20 protein-coding genes are annotated in these 19,500 nt (G+C 72.0%); 8 read left to right on the top strand and 12 right to left on the bottom strand.

What is annotated here, in order from left to right; genetic code table 11:
• Nucleotides 1-259 precede the first annotated feature (259 nt).
• Nucleotides 260-841 (bottom strand): TetR/AcrR family transcriptional regulator, encoded by a 582-nt coding sequence (locus NYF13_RS16645; RefSeq protein WP_315657888.1) that lies wholly within the window; start codon nucleotides 839-841, stop codon nucleotides 260-262.
• Nucleotides 842-973: 132 nt separating this feature from the next.
• Here NYF13_RS16645 and NYF13_RS16640 point away from each other — a divergent pair, with 132 nt between their 5' ends.
• A complete protein-coding gene (locus NYF13_RS16640; protein ID WP_315657887.1) occupies nucleotides 974-1,993 on the top strand; it encodes an aldo/keto reductase in 1,020 nt (339 codons plus the stop codon).
• Nucleotides 1,994-2,018: 25 nt separating this feature from the next.
• A complete protein-coding gene (locus tag NYF13_RS16635) occupies nucleotides 2,019-2,885 on the top strand; it encodes an LLM class flavin-dependent oxidoreductase (protein ID WP_315657886.1) in 867 nt (288 codons plus the stop codon).
• 290 nt (nucleotides 2,886-3,175) lie between these two features.
• Here NYF13_RS16635 and NYF13_RS16630 read toward each other — a convergent pair whose 3' ends face one another.
• Complete coding sequence (locus NYF13_RS16630; RefSeq protein WP_315657884.1) at nucleotides 3,176-3,352, bottom strand: hypothetical protein; 177 nt, start codon at nucleotides 3,350-3,352, stop codon at nucleotides 3,176-3,178.
• Nucleotides 3,353-3,479: 127 nt separating this feature from the next.
• On the opposite strand from NYF13_RS16630, the gene NYF13_RS16625 reads away from it, so the two are divergent.
• Nucleotides 3,480-4,847, top strand: a complete 1,368-nt coding sequence (locus NYF13_RS16625) for a sugar porter family MFS transporter (RefSeq protein ID WP_315657883.1) — start codon at nucleotides 3,480-3,482, stop codon at nucleotides 4,845-4,847.
• A gap of 9 nt (nucleotides 4,848-4,856) precedes the next feature.
• Nucleotides 4,857-5,756 (top strand): NAD-dependent protein deacetylase, encoded by a 900-nt coding sequence (locus NYF13_RS16620; protein ID WP_315657882.1) that lies wholly within the window; start codon nucleotides 4,857-4,859, stop codon nucleotides 5,754-5,756.
• On the opposite strand, the gene NYF13_RS16615 is transcribed toward NYF13_RS16620, so the two are convergent.
• Nucleotides 5,713-6,294: a TetR family transcriptional regulator gene (locus NYF13_RS16615; protein WP_315657881.1), complete on the bottom strand. Its 582-nt coding sequence runs from the start codon at nucleotides 6,292-6,294 to the stop codon at nucleotides 5,713-5,715. The two genes, NYF13_RS16620 and NYF13_RS16615, sit on opposite strands and share 44 nt — an antisense overlap.
• Nucleotides 6,295-6,574: 280 nt before the next feature.
• Here NYF13_RS16615 and NYF13_RS16610 point away from each other — a divergent pair, with 280 nt between their 5' ends.
• Nucleotides 6,575-6,979, top strand: a complete 405-nt coding sequence (locus NYF13_RS16610) for a VOC family protein (protein ID WP_315657879.1) — start codon at nucleotides 6,575-6,577, stop codon at nucleotides 6,977-6,979.
• Nucleotides 6,980-7,982: 1,003 nt separating this feature from the next.
• Here the strand turns inward: NYF13_RS16610 and NYF13_RS16605 are convergent.
• The 3 genes from NYF13_RS16605 to NYF13_RS16595 form a co-directional block, all read right to left on the bottom strand.
• On the bottom strand, nucleotides 7,983-10,196 hold the full coding sequence (locus NYF13_RS16605; protein ID WP_315660336.1) for a cation-translocating P-type ATPase: 2,214 nt from the start codon (nucleotides 10,194-10,196) through the stop codon (nucleotides 7,983-7,985).
• Between the two features lie 226 nt (nucleotides 10,197-10,422).
• Nucleotides 10,423-10,701: a DUF1490 family protein gene (locus NYF13_RS16600; protein ID WP_315657878.1), complete on the bottom strand. Its 279-nt coding sequence runs from the start codon at nucleotides 10,699-10,701 to the stop codon at nucleotides 10,423-10,425.
• A 162-nt stretch (nucleotides 10,702-10,863) separates the two neighbouring features.
• On the bottom strand, nucleotides 10,864-11,559 hold the full coding sequence (locus NYF13_RS16595) for a TetR/AcrR family transcriptional regulator (RefSeq protein ID WP_315657877.1): 696 nt from the start codon (nucleotides 11,557-11,559) through the stop codon (nucleotides 10,864-10,866).
• Nucleotides 11,560-11,702: 143 nt separating this feature from the next.
• Here NYF13_RS16595 and NYF13_RS16590 point away from each other — a divergent pair, with 143 nt between their 5' ends.
• Nucleotides 11,703-12,443, top strand: a complete 741-nt coding sequence (locus NYF13_RS16590; protein WP_315657876.1) for an SDR family oxidoreductase — start codon at nucleotides 11,703-11,705, stop codon at nucleotides 12,441-12,443.
• Between the two features lie 97 nt (nucleotides 12,444-12,540).
• Here NYF13_RS16590 and NYF13_RS16585 read toward each other — a convergent pair whose 3' ends face one another.
• Complete coding sequence (locus NYF13_RS16585) at nucleotides 12,541-13,755, bottom strand: cytochrome P450 (RefSeq protein WP_315657875.1); 1,215 nt, start codon at nucleotides 13,753-13,755, stop codon at nucleotides 12,541-12,543.
• Nucleotides 13,752-14,279, bottom strand: coding sequence for a PadR family transcriptional regulator (locus NYF13_RS16580; RefSeq protein WP_315657874.1), 528 nt, complete (start codon nucleotides 14,277-14,279; stop codon nucleotides 13,752-13,754). Before NYF13_RS16580 ends, NYF13_RS16585 begins: the two co-directional genes overlap by 4 nt.
• 587 nt (nucleotides 14,280-14,866) lie before the next feature.
• Here NYF13_RS16580 and NYF13_RS16575 point away from each other — a divergent pair.
• A complete protein-coding gene (locus NYF13_RS16575; protein ID WP_315657872.1) occupies nucleotides 14,867-15,289 on the top strand; it encodes an STAS domain-containing protein in 423 nt (140 codons plus the stop codon).
• Between the two features lie 226 nt (nucleotides 15,290-15,515).
• Here NYF13_RS16575 and NYF13_RS16570 read toward each other — a convergent pair whose 3' ends face one another.
• On the bottom strand, nucleotides 15,516-16,289 hold the full coding sequence (locus NYF13_RS16570; RefSeq protein WP_315657871.1) for a DUF899 family protein: 774 nt from the start codon (nucleotides 16,287-16,289) through the stop codon (nucleotides 15,516-15,518).
• Between the two features lie 377 nt (nucleotides 16,290-16,666).
• Between NYF13_RS16570 and NYF13_RS16565 the strand changes: the two genes are divergently transcribed.
• A complete protein-coding gene (locus tag NYF13_RS16565) occupies nucleotides 16,667-17,020 on the top strand; it encodes an STAS domain-containing protein (RefSeq protein WP_315657869.1) in 354 nt (117 codons plus the stop codon).
• A gap of 171 nt (nucleotides 17,021-17,191) precedes the next feature.
• Here the strand turns inward: NYF13_RS16565 and NYF13_RS16560 are convergent, their stop codons facing one another.
• From NYF13_RS16560 to NYF13_RS16550, 3 genes are all read right to left on the bottom strand, one after another.
• Nucleotides 17,192-17,743 (bottom strand): bifunctional nuclease family protein, encoded by a 552-nt coding sequence (locus NYF13_RS16560; RefSeq protein WP_315657868.1) that lies wholly within the window; start codon nucleotides 17,741-17,743, stop codon nucleotides 17,192-17,194.
• Nucleotides 17,744-17,872: 129 nt separating this feature from the next.
• Nucleotides 17,873-18,424 carry a hemerythrin domain-containing protein gene (locus NYF13_RS16555; protein ID WP_315657867.1) on the bottom strand — a complete coding sequence of 184 codons (552 nt, stop codon included), beginning with the start codon at nucleotides 18,422-18,424 and terminating at the stop codon, nucleotides 17,873-17,875.
• A gap of 81 nt (nucleotides 18,425-18,505) precedes the next feature.
• On the bottom strand, nucleotides 18,506-19,237 hold the full coding sequence (locus tag NYF13_RS16550; protein ID WP_315657866.1) for a GAF and ANTAR domain-containing protein: 732 nt from the start codon (nucleotides 19,235-19,237) through the stop codon (nucleotides 18,506-18,508).
• Nucleotides 19,238-19,500: the final 263 nt, after the last annotated feature.

Genomic DNA, 19,500 nt, shown 5'->3' with positions numbered 1-19,500 from the left:
ACCCCGGCCCTCGCGCTGGACGACACGGGCCGGATCGTCGAGGTGCACCAGTCGCCCACCGCCGCCATGCTCTGGTGCTGACCAGCAAGGCAGCCGAGTAGGACCGGCACCGGCCCAGGATGGGCGCGATGGTGGTCAGCACCCAGCCGGGCGCGGACCCGGTCGAAACCCGCGACGCGAGCCAGCACCGGCGCGCTCGGCCCGCAGCAAGGCTGGTCCCCTCCCGCCGCCCTAGGTCCGGAGGGGACCGATCCGGACGTCAGCGCCCCTCGCGCAGTCCGGCGATGAGCACCCCGACCAGTCGCCGCGCGTCGTAGCGGGAGGGCGGTTCCGCGCCGATGCAGAGGTTGCCGACGCCCCGCATCAGTTCGAGGGCCTGCAGGTCGGAGCGGATTTCGCCGGCGGCGGCCGCGGCGGCCAGCAGTTCGGCGCACACCGGGAGCAAGCGGTCCAGGAAGTAGGTGTGCAGCGTTTCGAACCCGGCGTTGTCGGACCGCAGCACACCGGCCAGGCCGTGCTTGGTGACCAGGAAGTCGACGAACCGGTCGATCCACCGCCGCAGCGCCGCGTGCGGGCCCTCGCCGCCGGCCAGCAGGGCCGGCCCGGCCTCGGCGAGCGCTTCCACCTGGTGGCGGTAGACGGCGATGATCAGGTCCGCCCGCGTCGGGAAGTGGCGGTAGATCGTGCCCATCCCCACCCCTGCCTTGGCCGCGATGTCCCGCACCGGCGCCTCCACCCCCGACGCGACGAACACCGCGGCCGCCGCGTCGAGCAGGACCTCCTCGTTGCGCCGCGCGTCCGCCCGCTTCGACCGGCCCGCCGGCTCCTCGCTCCCGCCCACGCCGCCACCTTTCCCCATCGACCCTTGAAAAACGGAACAACGCTCCGTATGGTTATCGGAACAAGGTTCCGCTTGTTCATCATGCCAGAGCGGCGGACCCGCGACCACGTCCCGTCACGGAGGACCACGACCATGCAGTACCGCACCCTGGGCCGCACCGGCGTCCAGGTCAGCACCCTCGCGCTCGGCACGATGAACTTCGGCGCGATCGGGCGCACCACCCAGGCCGACGCCACCGCCCTCGTCGACGGCGCCCTGGAAGCCGGGATCAACTTCGTCGACACCGCCGACTGGTACGGCCAGGGCGAATCGGAGGAGCTGCTCGGCCGCGCCATCGCCGGGCGCCGCGACGACCTCGTGCTGGCCACCAAGGCGAACAACCCGATGGGCGAGGAGCGCAACCGCCAGGGCAGCTCGCGCCGCTGGCTGGTCACCGAGCTGGAGCACAGCCTGCGCCGGCTCGGCGTCGACCACGTCGACCTGTACCAGATCCACCGCTGGGACCCGAAGACCAGCGACGAGGAGACCCTCTCGGCCCTGACCGACCTGCAGCGCGCCGGGAAGATCCGCTACTTCGGCTCCTCGACCTTCCCCGCCCACCGGATCGTGCAGGCCCAGTGGGCCGCCCGCGAGCACCACCTCGGCCGGTACGTCACCGAGCAGCCCGGGTACTCCGTCCTGCAGCGCGCGGCCGAGGCGCACGTGCTGCCGGTGGCCGCGGAGTACGGGCTCGGCGTGCTGGTGTGGAGCCCGCTGGCCTCGGGCTGGCTCTCCGGCGCCGTCCGCGCAGGCCGGCCGGTCACCACCCACCGCTCGGCGATGCTGCCGGACCGCTTCGACCCGGCCGTCCCCGCGAACCGCGCCAAGCTCGACGCGGTCGAGCGGCTGGCCGCGATCGCCGAGGGGGCCGGGCTGAGCCTGATCCAGCTCGCGCTCGGCTTCGTCACCGCCCACCCGGCCGTGACCAGCGCGATCATCGGCCCGCGCACCACCGCACACCTGGATTCGCAGCTCGCCGCCGCGGACACGGTGCTGCCCGCCGACGTGCTCGACGCGATCGACGCCGTGGTCGCCCCCGGCCTCGACCTGGCCCCGCACGAGAAGTTCGACGCCCCGCCCGCCCTGCTCGACCCGGCCCTGCGCCGCCGCTGACCTCCGGAAAGGACCACGAAAACCCATGTCCACCACCAGTTTCGGACTGATGACCGCCCCGCAGCAGGTCGGTTACCCCGACGTGCTGCGCGTCTGGCGCGAGGCCGACCGGATCCCCGAGATCGAGCACGCCTGGCTGTTCGACCACCTGATGCCGATCGGCGGCGACCCGGACGGCCCGATCTTCGAGGGCTGGACCCTGCTTTCCGCCCTGGCCGCCTCGACCGAGCGGCTGCGGCTCGGCCTGATGGTCACCAGCAACCGCTTCCGCCCGCCCGCCGTCCTGGCCAAGATCGCCACCACGGTGGACGTCGTCTCCGGCGGGCGGCTCGAATTCGGCCTCGGCGCCGGCTCCCGGCCCAGCGCGCCGATGGCCCGGCGCGAATACGACGCGCACGGCCTCCCCTACCACGACGCCGCGCACGCCGTGGCGAGCCTGGCCGAGGCCTGCACGGTGATCCGGCGGCTGTGGACCGAGACGGAGCCGTTCGACTTCGCCGGCACCCACCACCGGCTCACCGGGGCTTTCGCCAATCCGAAACCGGTCCAGCGCCCGCATCCGCCGATCGTCATCGGCGGGCGCGCCACCGCCACCCTGCGCGTGGTCGCCGAGCACGCCGACCGGTGGAACATCCCCGGCGGCGACCTGGCGGACGCGGTCCGCCGCAGCGCCCTGCTCGACCGCTACTGCGCGGAGATCGGCCGCGACCCGGGCGGGATCACCCGCTCGATCTTCCTGCCCGTGTCCTACGACCAGCCGGAAACCACCCGCACGGCGATCCGCGAGGCCACCGGCGCCGGATTTTCCCACGTCATCCTCGGCCTGTCCTCGCCCTACCCGGAGGGCGTCGCCCACTGGCTCGCCGAAGAGGTGATCGGCCGGTCCGCCTGAACCGGAGCCGGTCAGGCCCCGGCACAGCCTCCGAGGCCGACCTGGTCACCGATACGCATCCGGCCGAGAGCAATCACCCGCGACCCCCAGGACTGCCCAGGTCCGGATACGCAGACGGGCCGGGCTACCTCACCCCGACGGAGGCAGCCCGGCCCGGTCCCCACCGGTGCCCGCACCGGACATCGTCCCTGGCCGCGAACGGCCATGCCCGGCACCGCACCTGATTCCCGCCACCCGCACGGCGTTCCCAGGCGCCGTGCGAAAAACAGGAAGTCTTCTCCCGCCCGCGCTCAGCCCGGCAGCGCGACGGTGCCCATCGCCGCCAGCGGCGGGCGGCTCTCGTACTCCGGAACCGGCTCCGGAGCAAGGACCTTCGCTCTCGCCGGGACCTCGGCGTAATGCTCGACGCGCTCCATGAGCAGCGCGCCGATCATCAGGACCACCGGAGTTCCCAACGCGAACCACATGTCGGCGAAGTACCCAGCGATCCCGCGAACGAATCACCGCACCGCCGAACTCACCGCATTTCCCCGCCCTGGCCCCGAAATCCGGCCTCACCCGGCGAATGGACCGTTACCGGGCGATGATCGGCGGGTGAACGGACCCCGGAAATCGAACTTCGGCATCTGGTTCTTCGGCGCGCTCGGCGGCATCCTCTGGGGCTACGACACCGGGGTGATCTCCGGCGCGCTGCTCTACATCGGCCGCGACATCCCGCTGAGCCCGATCGTGCAGGGCCTGGTGGTCTCCGGACTGCTGGCCGGTTCGATGGCGGGCGCGGGCTTGGCCGGGCGGCTGGCCGACTCGCTGGGGCGGCGCAAGATGATCCTCGGCTCCGGCGCGGTGTTCACCGTCGGCACGCTGGGCGCGGCGCTCTCGGGCAGCGCGCCGCTGCTGGTGGCGTCCCGGTTCGTGATGGGCATCGGCGTCGGCATCGCCTCGGTGGTGGTGCCGATGTACCTGTCCGAGCTGGCGCCGAAGGAGGTCCGCGGCAAGCTCACCTCGCTGATGCAGCTGCTGGTCACGATCGGCATCCTGGTCGCCTACATCACCGACTACGCGCTGTCCGGCGCGGGCGCGTGGCGCTGGATGATCGGTCTCGGCGTGGTGCCCGCGGTGCTGCTGATGGCCGGGATCTACACGCAGCCGGAGAGCCCGCGCTGGCTGGCGGTCAACCACCACGACGAACCCGGGGCCAAGAAGGTCCTCACCGGCCTGCGCGGCAGCGAGGCCGCCGCCGAGGCCGAGCTGTCCGACATCCGCGCCGGCGCCCGCGCCGCGGCCGAGAACGAGGAGCCGCTGCGCCTGCGCATGCTCACCGGCGGACGGCTGCGGAAGGTGTTCGTCGTCGGCCTGCTGCTGGTGTTCTTCCAGAACTTCGTCGGGATCAACACGATCATCTACTACGCCCCCACGCTGCTGACCAACGTCGGCTTCGGCTCCTCCGGCGCGATCCTGGCCAACGTCGGCATCGGCGCGGTCAACATGCTGATGACCCTGCCCGCGATGCGGCTGATCGACCGCGCCGGGCGCCGTCCGCTGCTGCTGGTCGGCGCGCTCGGCATGTGCGGCGCGATGATCCTGCTGGCCGTGGCCAACCTCGTCGGACTGACCAAGGGCCCGCTGCTGCTGGGGCTGACCCTGGCCGGTATCGCGGTCTACGTCGCGTCGTTCTCGGTGTCCTGGGGCCCGGTCCAGTGGGTCGCCCTGCCGGAGCTGTTCCCGCTGCGGGTCCGCGCGGCCGCGGTGGGCGTGTGCGTGGTGTTCAACTGGTTGTTCAACCTGGTCGTGGCCCTGGTCTTCCCGCCGCTGCTGGCCGGGTTCGGCGCCGGGCCGAACTTCCTGTTCTTCGCCGTGACCACGGCACTGGCCTTCGTGTTCGTCAAGAAGCTGATGCCCGAGACCAAGGGCCGCAGCCTGGAGGACCTCGAGCGCGAGCTGTCCGAGCCGGGCCGGACGTAAACTGGCCGGGTGCGCACTAGACCGACGTTGACCTGGGCCGGCACCGGCGACCCGCTGCCGCGCACCGGCAGCGTGGCCGAGGTGGCCGAGGTGCTGGCCGGCGGCCGCGTCGTGGCGCTGTCCGGCGCCGGGCTCTCCACCGAGTCCGGCATCCCGGACTACCGCGGCGAATCCGGCAGCCTGCGCCGCCACACCCCGATGACCTACGGCGAGTTCGTCGCCGGCGAGGACGGCCGCCGCCGCTACTGGGCCCGCAGCCACCTGGGCTGGCGGACCATCGCCCGCGCGGCGCCGAACGACGGCCACCGCGCCGTCGCCGCCCTGCGCGCCGCCGGTCACCTGTCCGGGGTGATCACGCAGAACGTCGACGGGTTGCACCGCGCGGCCGGCACCCCCGGTGTCATCGAGCTGCACGGCAATCTCGACCGGGTGGTCTGCCTGGGCTGCCGCCGCTCCAGCGCCCGCGAGGAGCTCGACGCCCGGCTGCGCGCGGTGAACCCCGGTTTCGGCGGCACCGCCACCCGGATCAACCCGGACGGCGACGCCGAGCTCGACGAGGCCACCGTCCGTTCTTTCCGGCTGGTCCCCTGCTCGGCCTGTGCGGGCGTGCTCAAGCCGGACGTGGTCTTCTTCGGCGAGAACGTGCCCCGGGCCCGGGTCGAACGCTGTTACCGCCTGGTCGACGAGGCGGCCGCGCTGCTCGTCCTCGGCTCGTCGCTCACCGTGATGTCCGGCCTGCGCTTCGTCCGTCACGCCGCGAAGACGGGCAAGCCCGTGCTGATCGTCAACCGCGGTGAAACCCGCGGCGACATCCACGCGGACGTGCGGGTGGACCGTCCGCTGGGGCTCGCCCTGACCGAGCTGCTCACCCGGCTGGCGGTGACACCAGCCGTTCCACCAGCACGGTGACCAGCCGGTCGGCCTGGTCCTCGGTGATCAGCTCGGGCAGGGTCAGGCGCTCGACGATCAGCCAGTTGAACGCCAGGTGGAGCAGCATGGCCGCGGTCGCGTCGCCCGGCCGGGTCCCGTCCTCGCGCAGGACGGCGTTCGCGTCCAGGTCTTCCCGCAGCCGCGCGGTCAGCACCGAGCGCAGCTCCGGCCGCCGGACCGCCTCGAGCCGCAGCTCCAGCAGCGCCAGGTAGAGCGAGTGCGACCGGGTGAGCCGCTCCAGCCCCGCTCGCACCAGCCGGGCCACCCCGTCGCGGTCGGGCGCGGTCTCCAGCAGCGATCCCATGGTCGGGGAGTCCGGGGTCAGCCGGTCGTAGGCCCGCATCCCGGCCTGGGTGAGCAGCACGTCCCGGTTCTTGAAGTAGTTCGACGCGGTCCCCGGCGGCAGCCGCGCCTGCGCGTCCACCGCCCGGAAGGTCAGCGCACGGGCCCCGTCGCGGGCCAGCACCGCCAACGCCGCGTCGACGAGGGTGATCCGGCGTTGCCGGTTGTGCCTCATGCCGTGCCCCTGGGTCGTTTTCACTCTGTTCGTAGTGGTATCACCGTGATACCACTACAAACGCAGTAATCGGAGCCCAGGACGCGCCCCCCTGGCCCACGTCACCCGACGGGTACCGGCCGATCATGACCACGCCCGCCCGCGCCGTCCGGAGTTCGGCGTCCACTCCCCCGGCTCGCTCGACCTGGTGCCGACGCAGGCCGGACGTCGATTCGTGGCCGGTCGAAGCCGGTCAGTTCCGGAGAAGCGCCCGTGCCCGCGCCCGGCTAGCGTCGGGCCCATGACCGTTTCGATCAGCCACGTGCACGTCCTCGTCGACGACCCCGACGCCGCGCTCGTCTTCTACCGCGACACGCTCGGGCTCACCGTGCGCAACGAGGTGTCGCAGGGCGGATTCCGCTGGATCACCCTCGCGACCGCCACCCAGCCCGAGATCCAGATCGTGCTGTCCCAGCCACACGCCGGCCGCTCCCAGGAGGACGGCGACGCCCTGGCCGCACTCCTGGCCAAGGGCGAGCTGCGCCCCTTGCAGTTCAGCAGCGACAACCTCGACGAAACCTTCGACAAGGTAGCCGCCGCCCCCGGCGCCGACGTGGTGCAGGAACCCGTCAGCCAACCCTGGGGCGCCCGCGACGCCGCAGTACGCGACCCCGCGGGCAACCTGGTGCGCATCGAGCAGAGCTGACCCCCAACCCAGGTCGCCCCACGGCGGCCGGGCCCGCGGCACACGGGTTCGCGGGTTAGTCCCCAGCGGATTGGTCCGCCGTAGGTTGGTCCGTGTCGGGTTGGTCCGCTGCGCGCTGATCCGCAGCGGATTCGCCCACTTCGGATTGATCCGCGGCGGATTGATCCGCGGCGGATTGGCCCATGCCGGACGGGCCCGTGGCGCGTTGGCCAACATGGATTGATCCATGGCGGGTCGGTCCGTAGACGATTGGCCTGCGACGGGTTGAGCGGACCCGGATTGATCCACAGCGGATCAATCCAAGCCGAACTGGCGGACTTAGGTCAATCCGCAGCAGACCAACCCTCGCGGATTAACCGCCAGCGAATTAATCCACACCGGGCTGCGCCAAGCCGGATTGAACTTCCCGGATAGGTTCCCGGGCCGGGTTGGTCCGTAGTGGATTGATCCATACCGGACCAATCCGCAGCAGACCGACCCACGCCGGATCAGTCCACGCCGGATTGTTCCCTTGCGGATTGGCTCGAACCGGGTCGGTCCGCAGCATCGCGACCCACGCCGCACCAGCCCAGGCCCTATTACTTCCCGCGGGCTGACTCAAACCGGACTAGCCCGCAGCGGACTAACCCGATCCGGGCCAGCCCAACCCCCATTGCTCCCCCGCAGACTAACCCGAACCGGACTAATCCAAGCCCGATTACTCCCCCGCAGACCGACCCAAACCGGACTAATCCGAGCCCGATTACTCTCCCGCGAAGTGGCGCAAACCGGACTAGTCCGCGATGGGCTGATCCGAGCCGAACCGGTCCCAGCCGGGTCAGTCCACCGCAGATTGGTCCATGCGAAATGGTTCACAGCAGGTTGATCCGGGCTGGACCGATCCGCGGCGAACCAATCCGCACCAGGCTGGCCCGAACCGGCCCAGCCCAGCCCGGCCCAACCCTGCTGGCCCAACCCGGCCCAACCCGGCCCGGCCGGCCCGACCAGGCCAGCCCGCAGCGAATCAGTCCGCAGCGGCTTCCCCCGGCTCGCGGGGAATGCGGTAGCGGATCAGCCGGGAGCTGTTGCCGACCACCGCGACCGAAGAGGCGTTGTGCAGCACCGCCGCGACCACCGGGGACAGCGCGCCCGCGGCCGAGACCAGCAGGCCGACCGTGTTGACCGCGATGGAGAGCCCGTAGTTCTGCCGGATCAGGGTGATGCTGCGGCGGCCGAGGTCGCGCAGGGCCAGCAAGGCGTGGAGGTCGTCCGCGGCGAGGGCGACGTCGGCGGTCTCAACGGCGACGTCGGTGCCGCCGACGCCCATGGCGATGCCGATGTCGGCCAGCGCGAGCGCGGGGGCGTCGTTGGTGCCGTCGCCGACGACCGCGACCACGTGTCCCTCGGCCTGCAGCCGGCGCACCACGTCCTGCTTGTCCTCCGGCATGACCTGGGCGCGGAACTCGGTGATGCCCAGCTCCGCGGCGACGGCGGTGGCCGTCTCCGGGTGGTCGCCGGTGAGCAGCACGACGCGCCGGACGCCGTCGGCCCGCAGCGCGGTCAGCACCTCCCGGGCCTCGGGGCGGACGGTGTCGCGCAGGGAGACCAGCCCGGTCAGCCGGCCGTCGACCGCGAGCAGCAACGGCGTCTCGGCCGCCTGCTGGAGCTTCGCCACCCACTCGGTCGCGGCCTCGGGCAGCTCGACGCCCTCGGCCCGCAGCAGCCCGGCGCTGCCGATGAGCAGCACCCGGCCGTCGCTGGCGACGCGCATGCCTTGTCCCAGCAGGACTTCGCACTGCTCGTGCGGCGGGATGCGGATCCGGCGCTCCTCGGTGGAGCGGATCACGGCCTGCGCCAGCGGGTGCCGGGAGTGGATCTCCGAACTGGCCGCGTGGGCCAGCACGTCCTCGGGCGACCAGTCGTCGTCGAAGGAGATCACGTTGGTGACCACCGGGCGGCCGAGGGTCAGCGTGCCGGTCTTGTCGAACACGATCGCGTCGACGCGGCCGGCCGCTTCGAGGTGCGCCCCGCCCTTGACCAGGATGCCGCGGCGGGCGCCGTTGCCGATCGCCGCGCTGATCGCGGTCGGCGTGGCCAGGCCGACCGCGCACGGGCAGGCGACCAGCAGCATCGTCATGGCGCGCCGGACGTCCCGGGTGACCAGCAAGGTCAAGGCGGACAGGGCGAACGACGCCGGGACGAAGCGGCGCGAAAAGGTGTCGGCGACCGTCTGGATCGGCGCGCGGTCCTCCTGCGCCTGCTCGACGCGGCGGATGATGCGCCCGATCGCGGTGTCGGCGCCGACCGCCGTCGCCCGCACCACGAGCCGTCCGCGCAGCAGCACCGAACCGGCGTGCAGCGCGGCGCCCGCGGTGACGGCGACCGGCAGCTGCTCGCCGGTGACCGCGGCCTGGTCCACGATGCCGTCGCCGTCGACGACCACGCCGTCAACCGGCAGCACGACGTGCTCGTGCAGCACGACCTCGTCGCCCAGCACCAGGTCCGCGATGTCCATTTCGGACTCGACCGCGCCCGCGTGGCGTACCCACACGCGGGTCTGCGTGCCGGTCAGCAGTTCGGAGACGGCCCGGCGGCTGCGGCGGAGGGTGAGGTCCTGGAGGTATTCGCCGATGTTCAGCAGCCACAGCACGGTCAGGGCGACGACGTTCTCCCGCAGCACCAGGCTCGCCACCGTCGCGGCGGAGACCAGTGCGTCGGTGCCCGCCCCGCGTCCGCCCGCGAGGGAGCGCAGGGCGCCGCGAAGGAACGGGTACCCGGTGAAGATGGTGACCCCGGTGGCCGCCGCCCGCCCCGCCGCACCGAGCATCGGTGGGCGGCGAAGGCCGTAACGGCGCAGTCCCAGCACCGCGAGCGCGAACCCGCCGGCGACGAGCCGCACCAGATCGGCGTTGCGAACGTCCGCCGACCTCGGCGTCCGGGCGGGCACGGGGCCGGCCGCCTCGGCCAGTGCGGCCCGGATCGCCGCCACGAGCCCGTCCCGGTCGCACCGCCGGTCGTCGTACCAGACGACCACGCTGCCACTGCGCGGGTACGCATGCACCTGCCGCACTCCGCCGACGCGGTCGACCGCGTCCTCCACCGCTACTGCGCGCGCCACCGAACCCCGCAGTCCGGACGCCTGGAACCGGACCCGCCCGGCGGCATCGGAGCGGACGCGAAGGTCGGCGGACAGCGCTGCCGCTCGACGGCCCGGACTGCCTTGCCCATGCGGCCCCACTTGCCCGCCCGGGCTGATTCGGCCGTCCGGCTCGGCCGCAATCACCTGCACTGCTGATCCACCCGGCCCGGGCCGCCCGGCGGGGTCCACTCGCGACAGTGCCGTGGGGGCAGCCGTTCGGCCCGCCGCGCCGGTGGTTTCCGCGCCACCGTCGCGGTCGACGCCGTTCCCAGCGGTCCCGTCCCGGCCGGAGCCGGACCCTTGGGGGCCACCTGTCGGCGGCATCTCAGTGCTCGTGGCCGTGGCCGGCCGGCGTCCCGGGCACCGGAGACTGCTCGCCGGTGCGGGCGCGGGCCTCGCTGACCACGTCGGCGGTGGCGAGGCGGACCTTCTCCGCGCCGGTTTCGGCGGCGCGGGCGCCCTTGAGACCCCAGGCGGTCACCGAGACCGTGGCCGACCGGATTGCACCCGACCGGGCGAAGCGCTTGACGCCGTCGTACGCGGCGGCGCCGGCCAGACCGGTCACCACCAGTCCCACCGCCCTGCCCGCGATACCGCTCTTCATGATCAGACCTCCACAGCTCAGTGTTCACACCGCGACGCGCGCCGACCCGGGTGAGGGCGGGGCCACGCGGAGTTTCCGTCGAGCCGCGCAGCGTAACCGCCCGGACGGCGGCTGTCTTCGCGTGACACGACCACTTTCGTGGAGCTTACCTGATAACGATTGTCACTTCCCTGAAGGCCCGGCCAGTTCTTCGAGCCACTTCCGCAACAGCCGCGTCTCCGGCTCGCCCAAGGAGGTCCGCTCGGTCCGCAGCAGGGCGGCCAGGTGCAGCGCGACCCCGGGCAGTGGCGTACCGACGGGCTGCGCGACCTGGTCCAGGGGGACCAGCAGGCTGTCGTGGATCGCGTCGCGGACGCGGGGCGACAGGCCGGAGTCGGTGTAGGTGCCCGGCTGGCTGACCAGACTGAGGGCGACGCCGATGTTGGCCGCCATGATCCGCTGGGCCGCGACGTCCGGGTCGACCCGCAGGCAGCCCACCGCCGCGCAGCGCACCAGTACCGCGCGCAGCAGCCGCAGAGCCTCCTGCGCAGCGCTCGGCACTTCGACGAAGGCCGGTGAATACATCAGCCGGTAGACGGCCGGGTGCGCCTCGGCGAAGGCGACGTGGGTGTCCCAGCCCGTCTTCAGGTCCGCCACCGGGTCGGCTGACGGCGCGGCGGCCCGCTTGGTCGCCAGGTAGCGGTCGAACCCGTGGTCCACCACCGCGCTGAGCAACCCGTTCTTGTCGCCGAACAGCCGGTACAGCATGGGCGCTCCGACCCCGACCGCTTCGCAGACCGCCCGCGTGGAGATGTCGCGGTCCGGCGAGGCGTCGAGCAGCCGCTCGGCCGCTTCCAGCATCTGCAGTCGCACGTCCATGCGATGCAGGTTAGCGCAGATACCACCGAACCGTAGCAATGTTACGTACCTCATGACGCCACCACTGGTGTCGCTCCGACCGAATGCGTAGCTTTGCTATCGAGATACCGAAACGTCGCTACGGCGTTCGAAGGGAGACCGACATGAGCAGCACCGGCAACACCCGCGTTGCTATCGTCACCGGCGGTTCCGGCGGGATCGGGCGGGCGGCAGCGCAGCGGCTGGCCGCCGATGGGATGAGCGTGCTCGTCCACTACGCCGGTCACCCGGCCCGCGCCGAGGAGGTCGTCGCGGCGATCACCGCCGAAGGGGGCACGGCGAGCGCCGCGCGGGCCGACGTCGCCGACGAGACGCAGGTCGCGGCCCTGTTCGACACCGCGGAGCAGCGTTACGGCGGGGTCGACGTGGTCGTGCACACCGCGGGCATCATGCTGCTTTCCCCACTGGCCGAACTGGACCTCGACGACCTCGACCGGATGCACCGCACCAACATCCGCGGCACCTTCGTGGTCGACCAGCAAGCCGCGCGCCGCCTGCGCCCCGGGGGCGCACTGGTCAACTTCTCCACCTCGGTGGTCAAGATCGGCCAGGTCGGCTACACCGCGTACGCCGCGACCAAGGGCGCCGTCGACGCCATCACCCTGATCCTGGCCCGCGAGCTGCGAGGCCGTGACGTCACCGTCAACGCCGTGGCCCCCGGCCCGACCGCCACCCCGCTCTTCCTCGACGGCAAGGACGAGGAGACCGTCGACCACCTGGCGAAACTGGCCCCGCTGGAGCGTCTCGGCCGCCCCGAGGACATCGCCGAGACCGTCGCCTTCCTGGCCGGGCCCGCGCGCTGGGTCAACGGCCAGGTGCTCTACGCCAACGGTGGTATCGCCTGATTCCCCTCGAAACGCGTCGCTCCCGGGGACCGCACGGCCGCCGAAGACGGACGACCGGCCACAGTGGACGATTTAGACCGTCCACTGTGGCCGGTCTTCACCAGACGACGGGCACGCTGGTCAGGCCGCCGGTCAGCCGGTTCGAGCGCACGTCCAGCTCCTCGGCCGGCACGGCCAGGCGCAGTCCGGGGAAGCGCCGGAACAGGCTGCCGAACACGATCCGCAGCTCGGTGCGGGCCAGGCTGGCGCCGATGCAGAAGAACCCGCCGTAACCGAAGGCGATGTGGGAGTTCGGCTTGCGGTCGGCGTCGAACTCGTCGGGGTTCTCGAACACCGATTCGTCCCGGTTGGCCGAGGCGGTGGAGATGATCACCGCGTCACCGGTCCGGATGGTCACCCCGCCGACCTCGACGTCGGCGTGGGCGTAGCGGAGCAGGCCCAGCCCACCCGGCGCGGACATCCGCAGGATCTCCTCGACGGTGTTGTGCACCCGGCCCTCGGGGTCGGCCACCAGCGCGTCGCGCCGGTCCGGGTCGGTGAGCAGGAGCAGCACCCCGAGGTCGATGCGGTTGGAGGTGGTCTCGTGCCCGGCGAAGAGCAGGCCCGCGGCCAGGCGGGCGAGGTCGCCATCGGTGAACGCCGGGTCCTCGGCCTGCGCGGCCACCATGTCGGAGACGACGTCCTGGCCCGGCTCGATCCGCTTCGCCGCGGCCAGCCCGCCCATGTAGTCCGCGAACTCTTCCATCGCCACCTGGGCGTCACCGTCGCTGTCGAGCACGCCGATGCGGTCGGACAGGTCGCGGAACCGGGCGCGGTCCTCGTACGGCACGCCGAGCAGCTCGCAGATCACCAGCACCGGCAACGGGAACGACAGGTGCTCGTGCAGGTTCACCGGCTCGCCCGCCGCCGCCTCGTGCGCCGCCGCGAGGTCGTCGAGGCAGCGGTCGGCCAGCTCCTGGATCCGGTCGCCGAGGCGGCGCATGCGGTTCGCGGAGAAGGCGGGCACCAGCGTCTTGCGCAGCCGGGAATGGGCCGCTTTCTCGGTGTCGTAATCACCCTGCGGACCGGACATCACGGCGGCGCCGGAGATCATCGACGCCTGCTCCGGAGCCGGGTGCGAGCGGCCGAAGCGCGGATCGCCGAAGATCTCCCGCGCCTGCTCGAAGGCGGTCACCAGCCAGGCCGGGTCGCCGGCCGGCGTGGTCACGCGCACCAGCGGGCCCTCGCGGCGCAGCACCCGGTACAGCGGCGCGATGTCCAGCACGTTCGGCCGCTCGAACGGCAGTTGGGGCGCGCGCTCCGTGGTCGTCATCGAAGTTCCTCCTCGGATAAGGGTTCTCCCGCCCGCACACGCACCGTGGCGAGCCAGTCCTGTTCGGCGGCCAGCCGGCGGCCGACCTCGTCGAGCACCAGCCGGCTCCACGGGTCCGGCTGCGCCGCGGCCAGCTTGGCCATCCGCTCGGCCTGCGCGGTCAGCGCGGCGGCGCGGGCGTCGAGCACCGCGGTGCGCTCCGCCGGGGCCAGGAAGCGGAAGCTGGCCAGCCGGGCCAGGAACTCCGCGGAATCGCCGGCCAGCTCGGCCGGCAGGTCGGCGAGCAGGTCGTGCAGCAGCTCCCGGCCGATGTCGGTGATCGTGTAGATGTGCCGCGGCGGCTTGCCCGCCTGGGGCTCGGCGGCGTGGGTGACCGCCCCGGCCTCGGCGAAGCGGCGCAGCGCCGGGTAGAGCGAGTTGTTGGACAGCGCCCGCCCGGTCGATTCTTCGACCTGCTTGCGCAGTTCGTACCCGTGCAGCGGCTGCCGGGCGAGCTTGGCGAGCAGCAGGATTTCGATCCACACATAGGTCAACGTAACTTAGGTCTCGGTGACCCAGCAACCACTCGAAGGTGGAGACCGGGTGGAGATTTCCCCTCGCCGAACCCGCGGTGGACGGAGCGGTCGAACCGCCGCGCTCCACGGTTCGGCGGGACCAGTGGCCGCCCACGGGAAGGTCGCGTCCAACGTTTCCGCCAGCGGTGTCGTTGCCACAGCCGTCCCGGTTCTGCGACGGACGGCCTTGGCCACCCGGGCGGGGCTCCGCGAATCGGCCGACGAGCGCCGTGCGGTGACACTGGAAACCGCTGCACCACAACCGATTCCGAGCCGGATCGGGGTACCGGCCCTCACTCGCGAGGGCTTCTCCCCCGGGCCCCGGACGAGCCGGGGATGACCCGGTCGAGGGAGGCGTTCGTCCAGTTCGACTCGCTGGAGGTCGTCGGCGCCGGCTCGCCGTGAGAGGAGGAGAACACTCATGCTGCCCACCGGGAGTGCGGCTGTTAACGTCTGGGGTACCGCGGTTAAGAGGTTAGCCGTCACCATCCCGTGTCCCCCGCCGTTGGCGCGCCGGGGATCAGGCCCGTGCCGGCGTGTGACGCAGTCGGGCCCGCATGCTTTCCGAAAGGGCCACCGTGACCGAAGACCTCAAAACACCCTCGACGACCGGAGCGGGCCGGCGGTGGCACCCGGCGATCGCCGTGACCGTGACCGCCACCTCCGGCGCGACGGTCGTCAAGGTCTCCGGCGAAATCGACGCCGCCGTCTCCGGCGAGCTGCGCGAACGGCTCTCGGTCGAACTCGACGTCGGACCGGAGGCACTGATCGCGGAGCTGGCCGAGGTGCCGTTCTGCGACTCCAGCGGGCTGGCCGTACTGCTGGACACCCGTACGCGAGCCGAGGAGTCGGGCGTCCCGTTCCGCATCGTCACCGAACAGCGCGCGCTGCTGCGCCCGATCAGCCTGCTGCACCTGGACGCGGTGCTGGAAGTCCACCCGACGCTGGAGTCGGCGCTGGAAAGCCTCCGCCCGGAGTAGCGGGATCGCGGCGCTCTCCGGCGCGAGACTGCGAGACGCTGTCGCCGAAGAATGGCCGGGAAACGCATTCCCGGTCGCCCGGTCTTCCCTTGACTTCGGAATCGCGGCATTCCCCGCTCGTGAAATCCGGCCAAGCCTGGGTAACCGAGCAACGCGGGCAAGCCATTCATCGCCGTCAGCACCACTCCAGCGTCAGCACCACCCCGCCATCAGCACCACCCCGCCGTCAGCACATGGGCCCGTTCCGGCCGAGGTCGTCCACCGGCGTCGCTCCGGGGCGGGTCCACTGGGCCACCGGGCGGCTGGTCGGGCCCCAGGTCGCGGTGCCGTCCGCGGCCGAGCGCCAGTACCAGCACGGGTGCCGGCCCTCGGGACGGTCTTCGGGGTGGTCCTCCCAGGCTTCGCCGCGGCCGAAGGGCGTGGCGTCGAGCAGGGCGAAGGTCCCGTTGAACGGCTCGATGCCCCGGCCCGTGGTCGAGTAGGTGAGGAACACGCGCTCGCCCGAGCGGAGGAAGACGCTGAGGTGGCCCATGCGGTCGCCGATCGGCGCCGGTACCTCGCGCACCGAGTACCACGGCTGGCGGTAGCCCATGAACTCGACGAACGGCGCCACCTCGTCCCATCGGCCCGCGGTCAGCATCGCGAAGGAAACACCGCGGGCGTTGAGGTAGGTGGCGTCCTGCAGATTCCAGGCCGCGAAAGTGCAGCCCTCGCACTGACCTTGCAGCGGTGCGCCCTCGTGCCACATGTGCTGGTAGGTGATGAGCTCCTCGCGGCCCTGGAACAGCTCCAGGAACGGGACCGGGCCCTCGGAGCCGGTCACCTCGACGGTTCCGTCCAGCTCCACCATCGGCAGCCGCCGGCGGGCCGCGGCCAGCGCGTCGCCCGCACGGGTGTGGGCCTTCTCGCGGAGCAGCAGCTCGTCTCGGGCAGCCTGCCAGGTGGCGAGGTCCGCCACCGGCGGGCGGCCCGGTACCTCGATGATCGGCTCGGTGGTCATGGCTGCCTCCGCGTCTCTTCCGGCCTCGTGTCTCGTTCGGTCTCGATGGCCGACCCTAGGACACGGCACCGACAATTCGGCGAAAACGCGCAGTACCCTGCGCCGCCGGCCCTTCCGCCCCGAACCCGGTCCGCGTAACCCGCACGGGGCCGGTTGCTGGCCGCCGCCGGGCCGATGCATTAGGCTGAAAGTGGTTGAGCCATCAGCCGCCGTGTTTTCCCGCGGGCCGGGACGGCCGGTTCCGCTGCCTGAGGTCTTTGCGCTCCGGCCGGACACCGCCCGGTGCGTGGCCGAAGAGAGGCGGGCCGCGAATGAGCGCCCAACGCCAGCTGGAGAATCGACGCACACCGGCTCCCGAAATCGCCGGGGGCCTTCACTTGCACGTACACCGCCTGGCCGAGGGCGCCGCCGTGATCGAGGTGAACGGCGAGGTGGATCTGTACACCGCCCCGCGGCTGGCCGAAATCGCCGAAGCGCGGATCCGCAGCACCATCGGCATGGTGATCATCGACCTCGGCCCGACCACGTTCCTGGCCGTCAGCGGTCTGCGGACCCTGCACCACCTGCAACTGCTGGCCCGCGTCCACCAGGTCGAGTTCTACGTCGACCCCGGCGAATCCCGCCCCGTGCGGCGGCTGCTGGAAATCCTGCCCCTGCCCTGCGCGCGCCCGGGCATGGTCGCGAGCCTCGGCCTCAGCCGGCTGCCTTCACCGCGCGGCACCGGGAACTGAGCCGGGCGGTCCATTTCAGACGGAGGACACCCGTCCCCGGAAGCGAGGATGCCCCCGGCCGGAACCCGACCGGGGGCATCGCCTCGTGGTCGTGGCGGGCTCGTCCAGGGCGTGGATCTCGGAAACCCGCCGTCCGCGGCAACGGCCACCGCCCGAGACCGGCACTCGCGCTCAGGTCGGACCGGGGTCGCGAAAATCGTCCGGGCTGACCTCGTCGAGCAGGTCGCGGAACTGGCGGATCTGGTCCTCGCTGGTCTCCGGCGACTCTTCGAGCGCCCCGCCATCCAGGTCCGCCCCCAGGACGTCGCCCGCCTCTTCGGCGTTGGCCACGGTCACATCGACGGCGGCTTCTTCCAGCACCGCCTCGGCCACTTCGATCGGCGCCTCCGCGCGCAGTCCCACCGCGATCGCATCGCTCGGGCGCGCCGAAACGCGCACCCCGTCGGCCAGCACCAGGTCGGCGTGGAAGATGCTGTCGCGCAGCTCGGTCACCTCGATCTGCACCACCCGCTGGCCCAAGGCCGAAACCACGTCGAGGAGCAGTTCGACCGTGCCCGGCCGCGGGGAAGCCGTCCGCTCCTGGGCCGCGGCCAGCTCCTGCGCCTCGGGCGCACCGATCGTGATGGCCAGCCAGCGCCGCAGGCCGGCTTCCTCCCGCAGCAGCACCACCGGCGCCACTTCCTGCGCGACGACGGCCAAGCCCTGGACCCGAACCTGCACCATGTGGTTCACCCGCTTCCGAATGAGGTCTTGCCGAAGTGGACTGTTCAGCGGCCCCCGCTCCGGCCCCCAGTTTATTCGCCCGGCGGGAGCTTCGTGCCGGGCCCGGCCGGCCGGAGCCCTCCCCCACCCTCAGCGACGGTCTTTCAGGCTGCCGATGCCGAGCGAACTGTCCGGCGGCGTCTTGCCCTCGATCTCGGCGACGTAGCGCTCCGGGTCGACGTCGCTGGTGTCGAGGTCACGGGCGCCCGCGTGCTTCTTCTTGAACTCCAGGAACCTCCGGCCCAGCTCGTCACGAAGGGCGGCACCGGCGTTGCGGCGGAAGTCGGCGAGTGCGTCGTCCTCCTCCTCGGCCATGTGCTCGCTGTTGGCCTCCCGGGTCCGCCGGACCGCGGCCAGCCACGGCGCACTGCCGACCGGGTGCAGTGCGGCGTCGCGGACGCCGTCGCGGATGTCGTTGTGGTCACCGACGGCGTCGACGGTTTCGTCCTCCGCGTTGTCCCCGCGCGGGATCAACTCGGGGTAGAAGATTTCTTCTTCGGCGGCGGCGTGCACGTCGAGCAGGTCGGCCAGCCGCTGCCACACCTCGGCCATCCGGGCCGGGTCGTCGAGGTCGTCGAGCGCGGCGAACTGCCGGCGAAACCAGTCGTGGTCGTCGAGGATCAAGCTTGTGATGTCCGGCATGCCCTTGACTTACCCCGGACCGCACCCGGGGGAAACCCGGACCCCCCGCGGCGGTGCCCGCGAGTTCCCCGGGTGGGAGGGCTAGGTGAACTGCGAGACCGCCGCGACGAACTCGGCCGCCACGTCGTAGAGCTTCTGGTTGCCGTCCTGGGAGCGTTTCACCAGGCGCCGGAAGGCTTCCTCGGCGTCGATCCGGTGCGCGGCCATCAGGATGCCCTTCGCCTGATCGATCACCGCCCGCGTCTCCAGCGCGCGGTTGAGCTGCGCGACGAGCTCCTTGGCGTCGAAGTACCGGCGCGCGCTGCGGAGCCCGAACACGACCGCCGCCGTGTACAGCTCGAGGACCTTCACCTCCAGCTCACCGAACCCGTGCTCGCCGAAGCCGAACAGGTTCACCGAGCCGCTCATGTCCTCGTCCACGGTGAGCGGCGCGGCCAGGAAGCTGGACACCCCGAGGTCCCGCGCGGAGGAGGCGAACTGGGGCCACTGGTCCGCCACCGCGCCGACCCCGACGCGTACGGGCGTGCCCGTCCGGGCCGCCTGCAGGCAGGGCCCGTCGCCGAGGCGGTACTGCTCACGGTCGAAGTTGACCGCCCGCTGATCGGTGCTCGCGACGGTCTCCGCGGCCCCGTCGCGCACCAGGGTGATGCTGGCCATGTCGGCCCCCGCGACCACCCGCACGACGTGCTCGCACACCGCTTGCAGCATCTGCCCGAGGTCGAGCTCGTGCTGATCCAGCATCGCGGTCAGCGACTCCATCGCCGCGGTGACCTCGTCGAGCCGCGCGGATAGCCGTTCCCGGCCGCCGGTCATGGATTGGGTGCCCCTTCTCGTGGTAACCGAAGGGCGCTGCTGACCAGGCAAGACCCGGGCGCGCGCCAGTAGTGGCCGCTAGCGCTTTAACGGGTCCGCGAAGACATTACTGCATCCCGGCGGCCTGGCCGCCGGGCCCCACCACCGACACCCCGGCGAAATTCGCACCCGTCGGCCCGGGCCGTCCGGGGTCCCCGCGCGGCGGCCGAAGACCGGGATGGCCGGACCCGGCCGCCGCTTCCGCCGGACCGGAAAACGCGAGC

Source organism: Amycolatopsis sp. PS_44_ISF1, assembly GCF_032335455.1.
Classification (GTDB): domain Bacteria; phylum Actinomycetota; class Actinomycetes; order Mycobacteriales; family Pseudonocardiaceae; genus Amycolatopsis.
The sequence above is the reverse complement of the archived record's forward strand: the minus strand, read 5'-3'. Positions and strand labels throughout refer to the sequence as shown.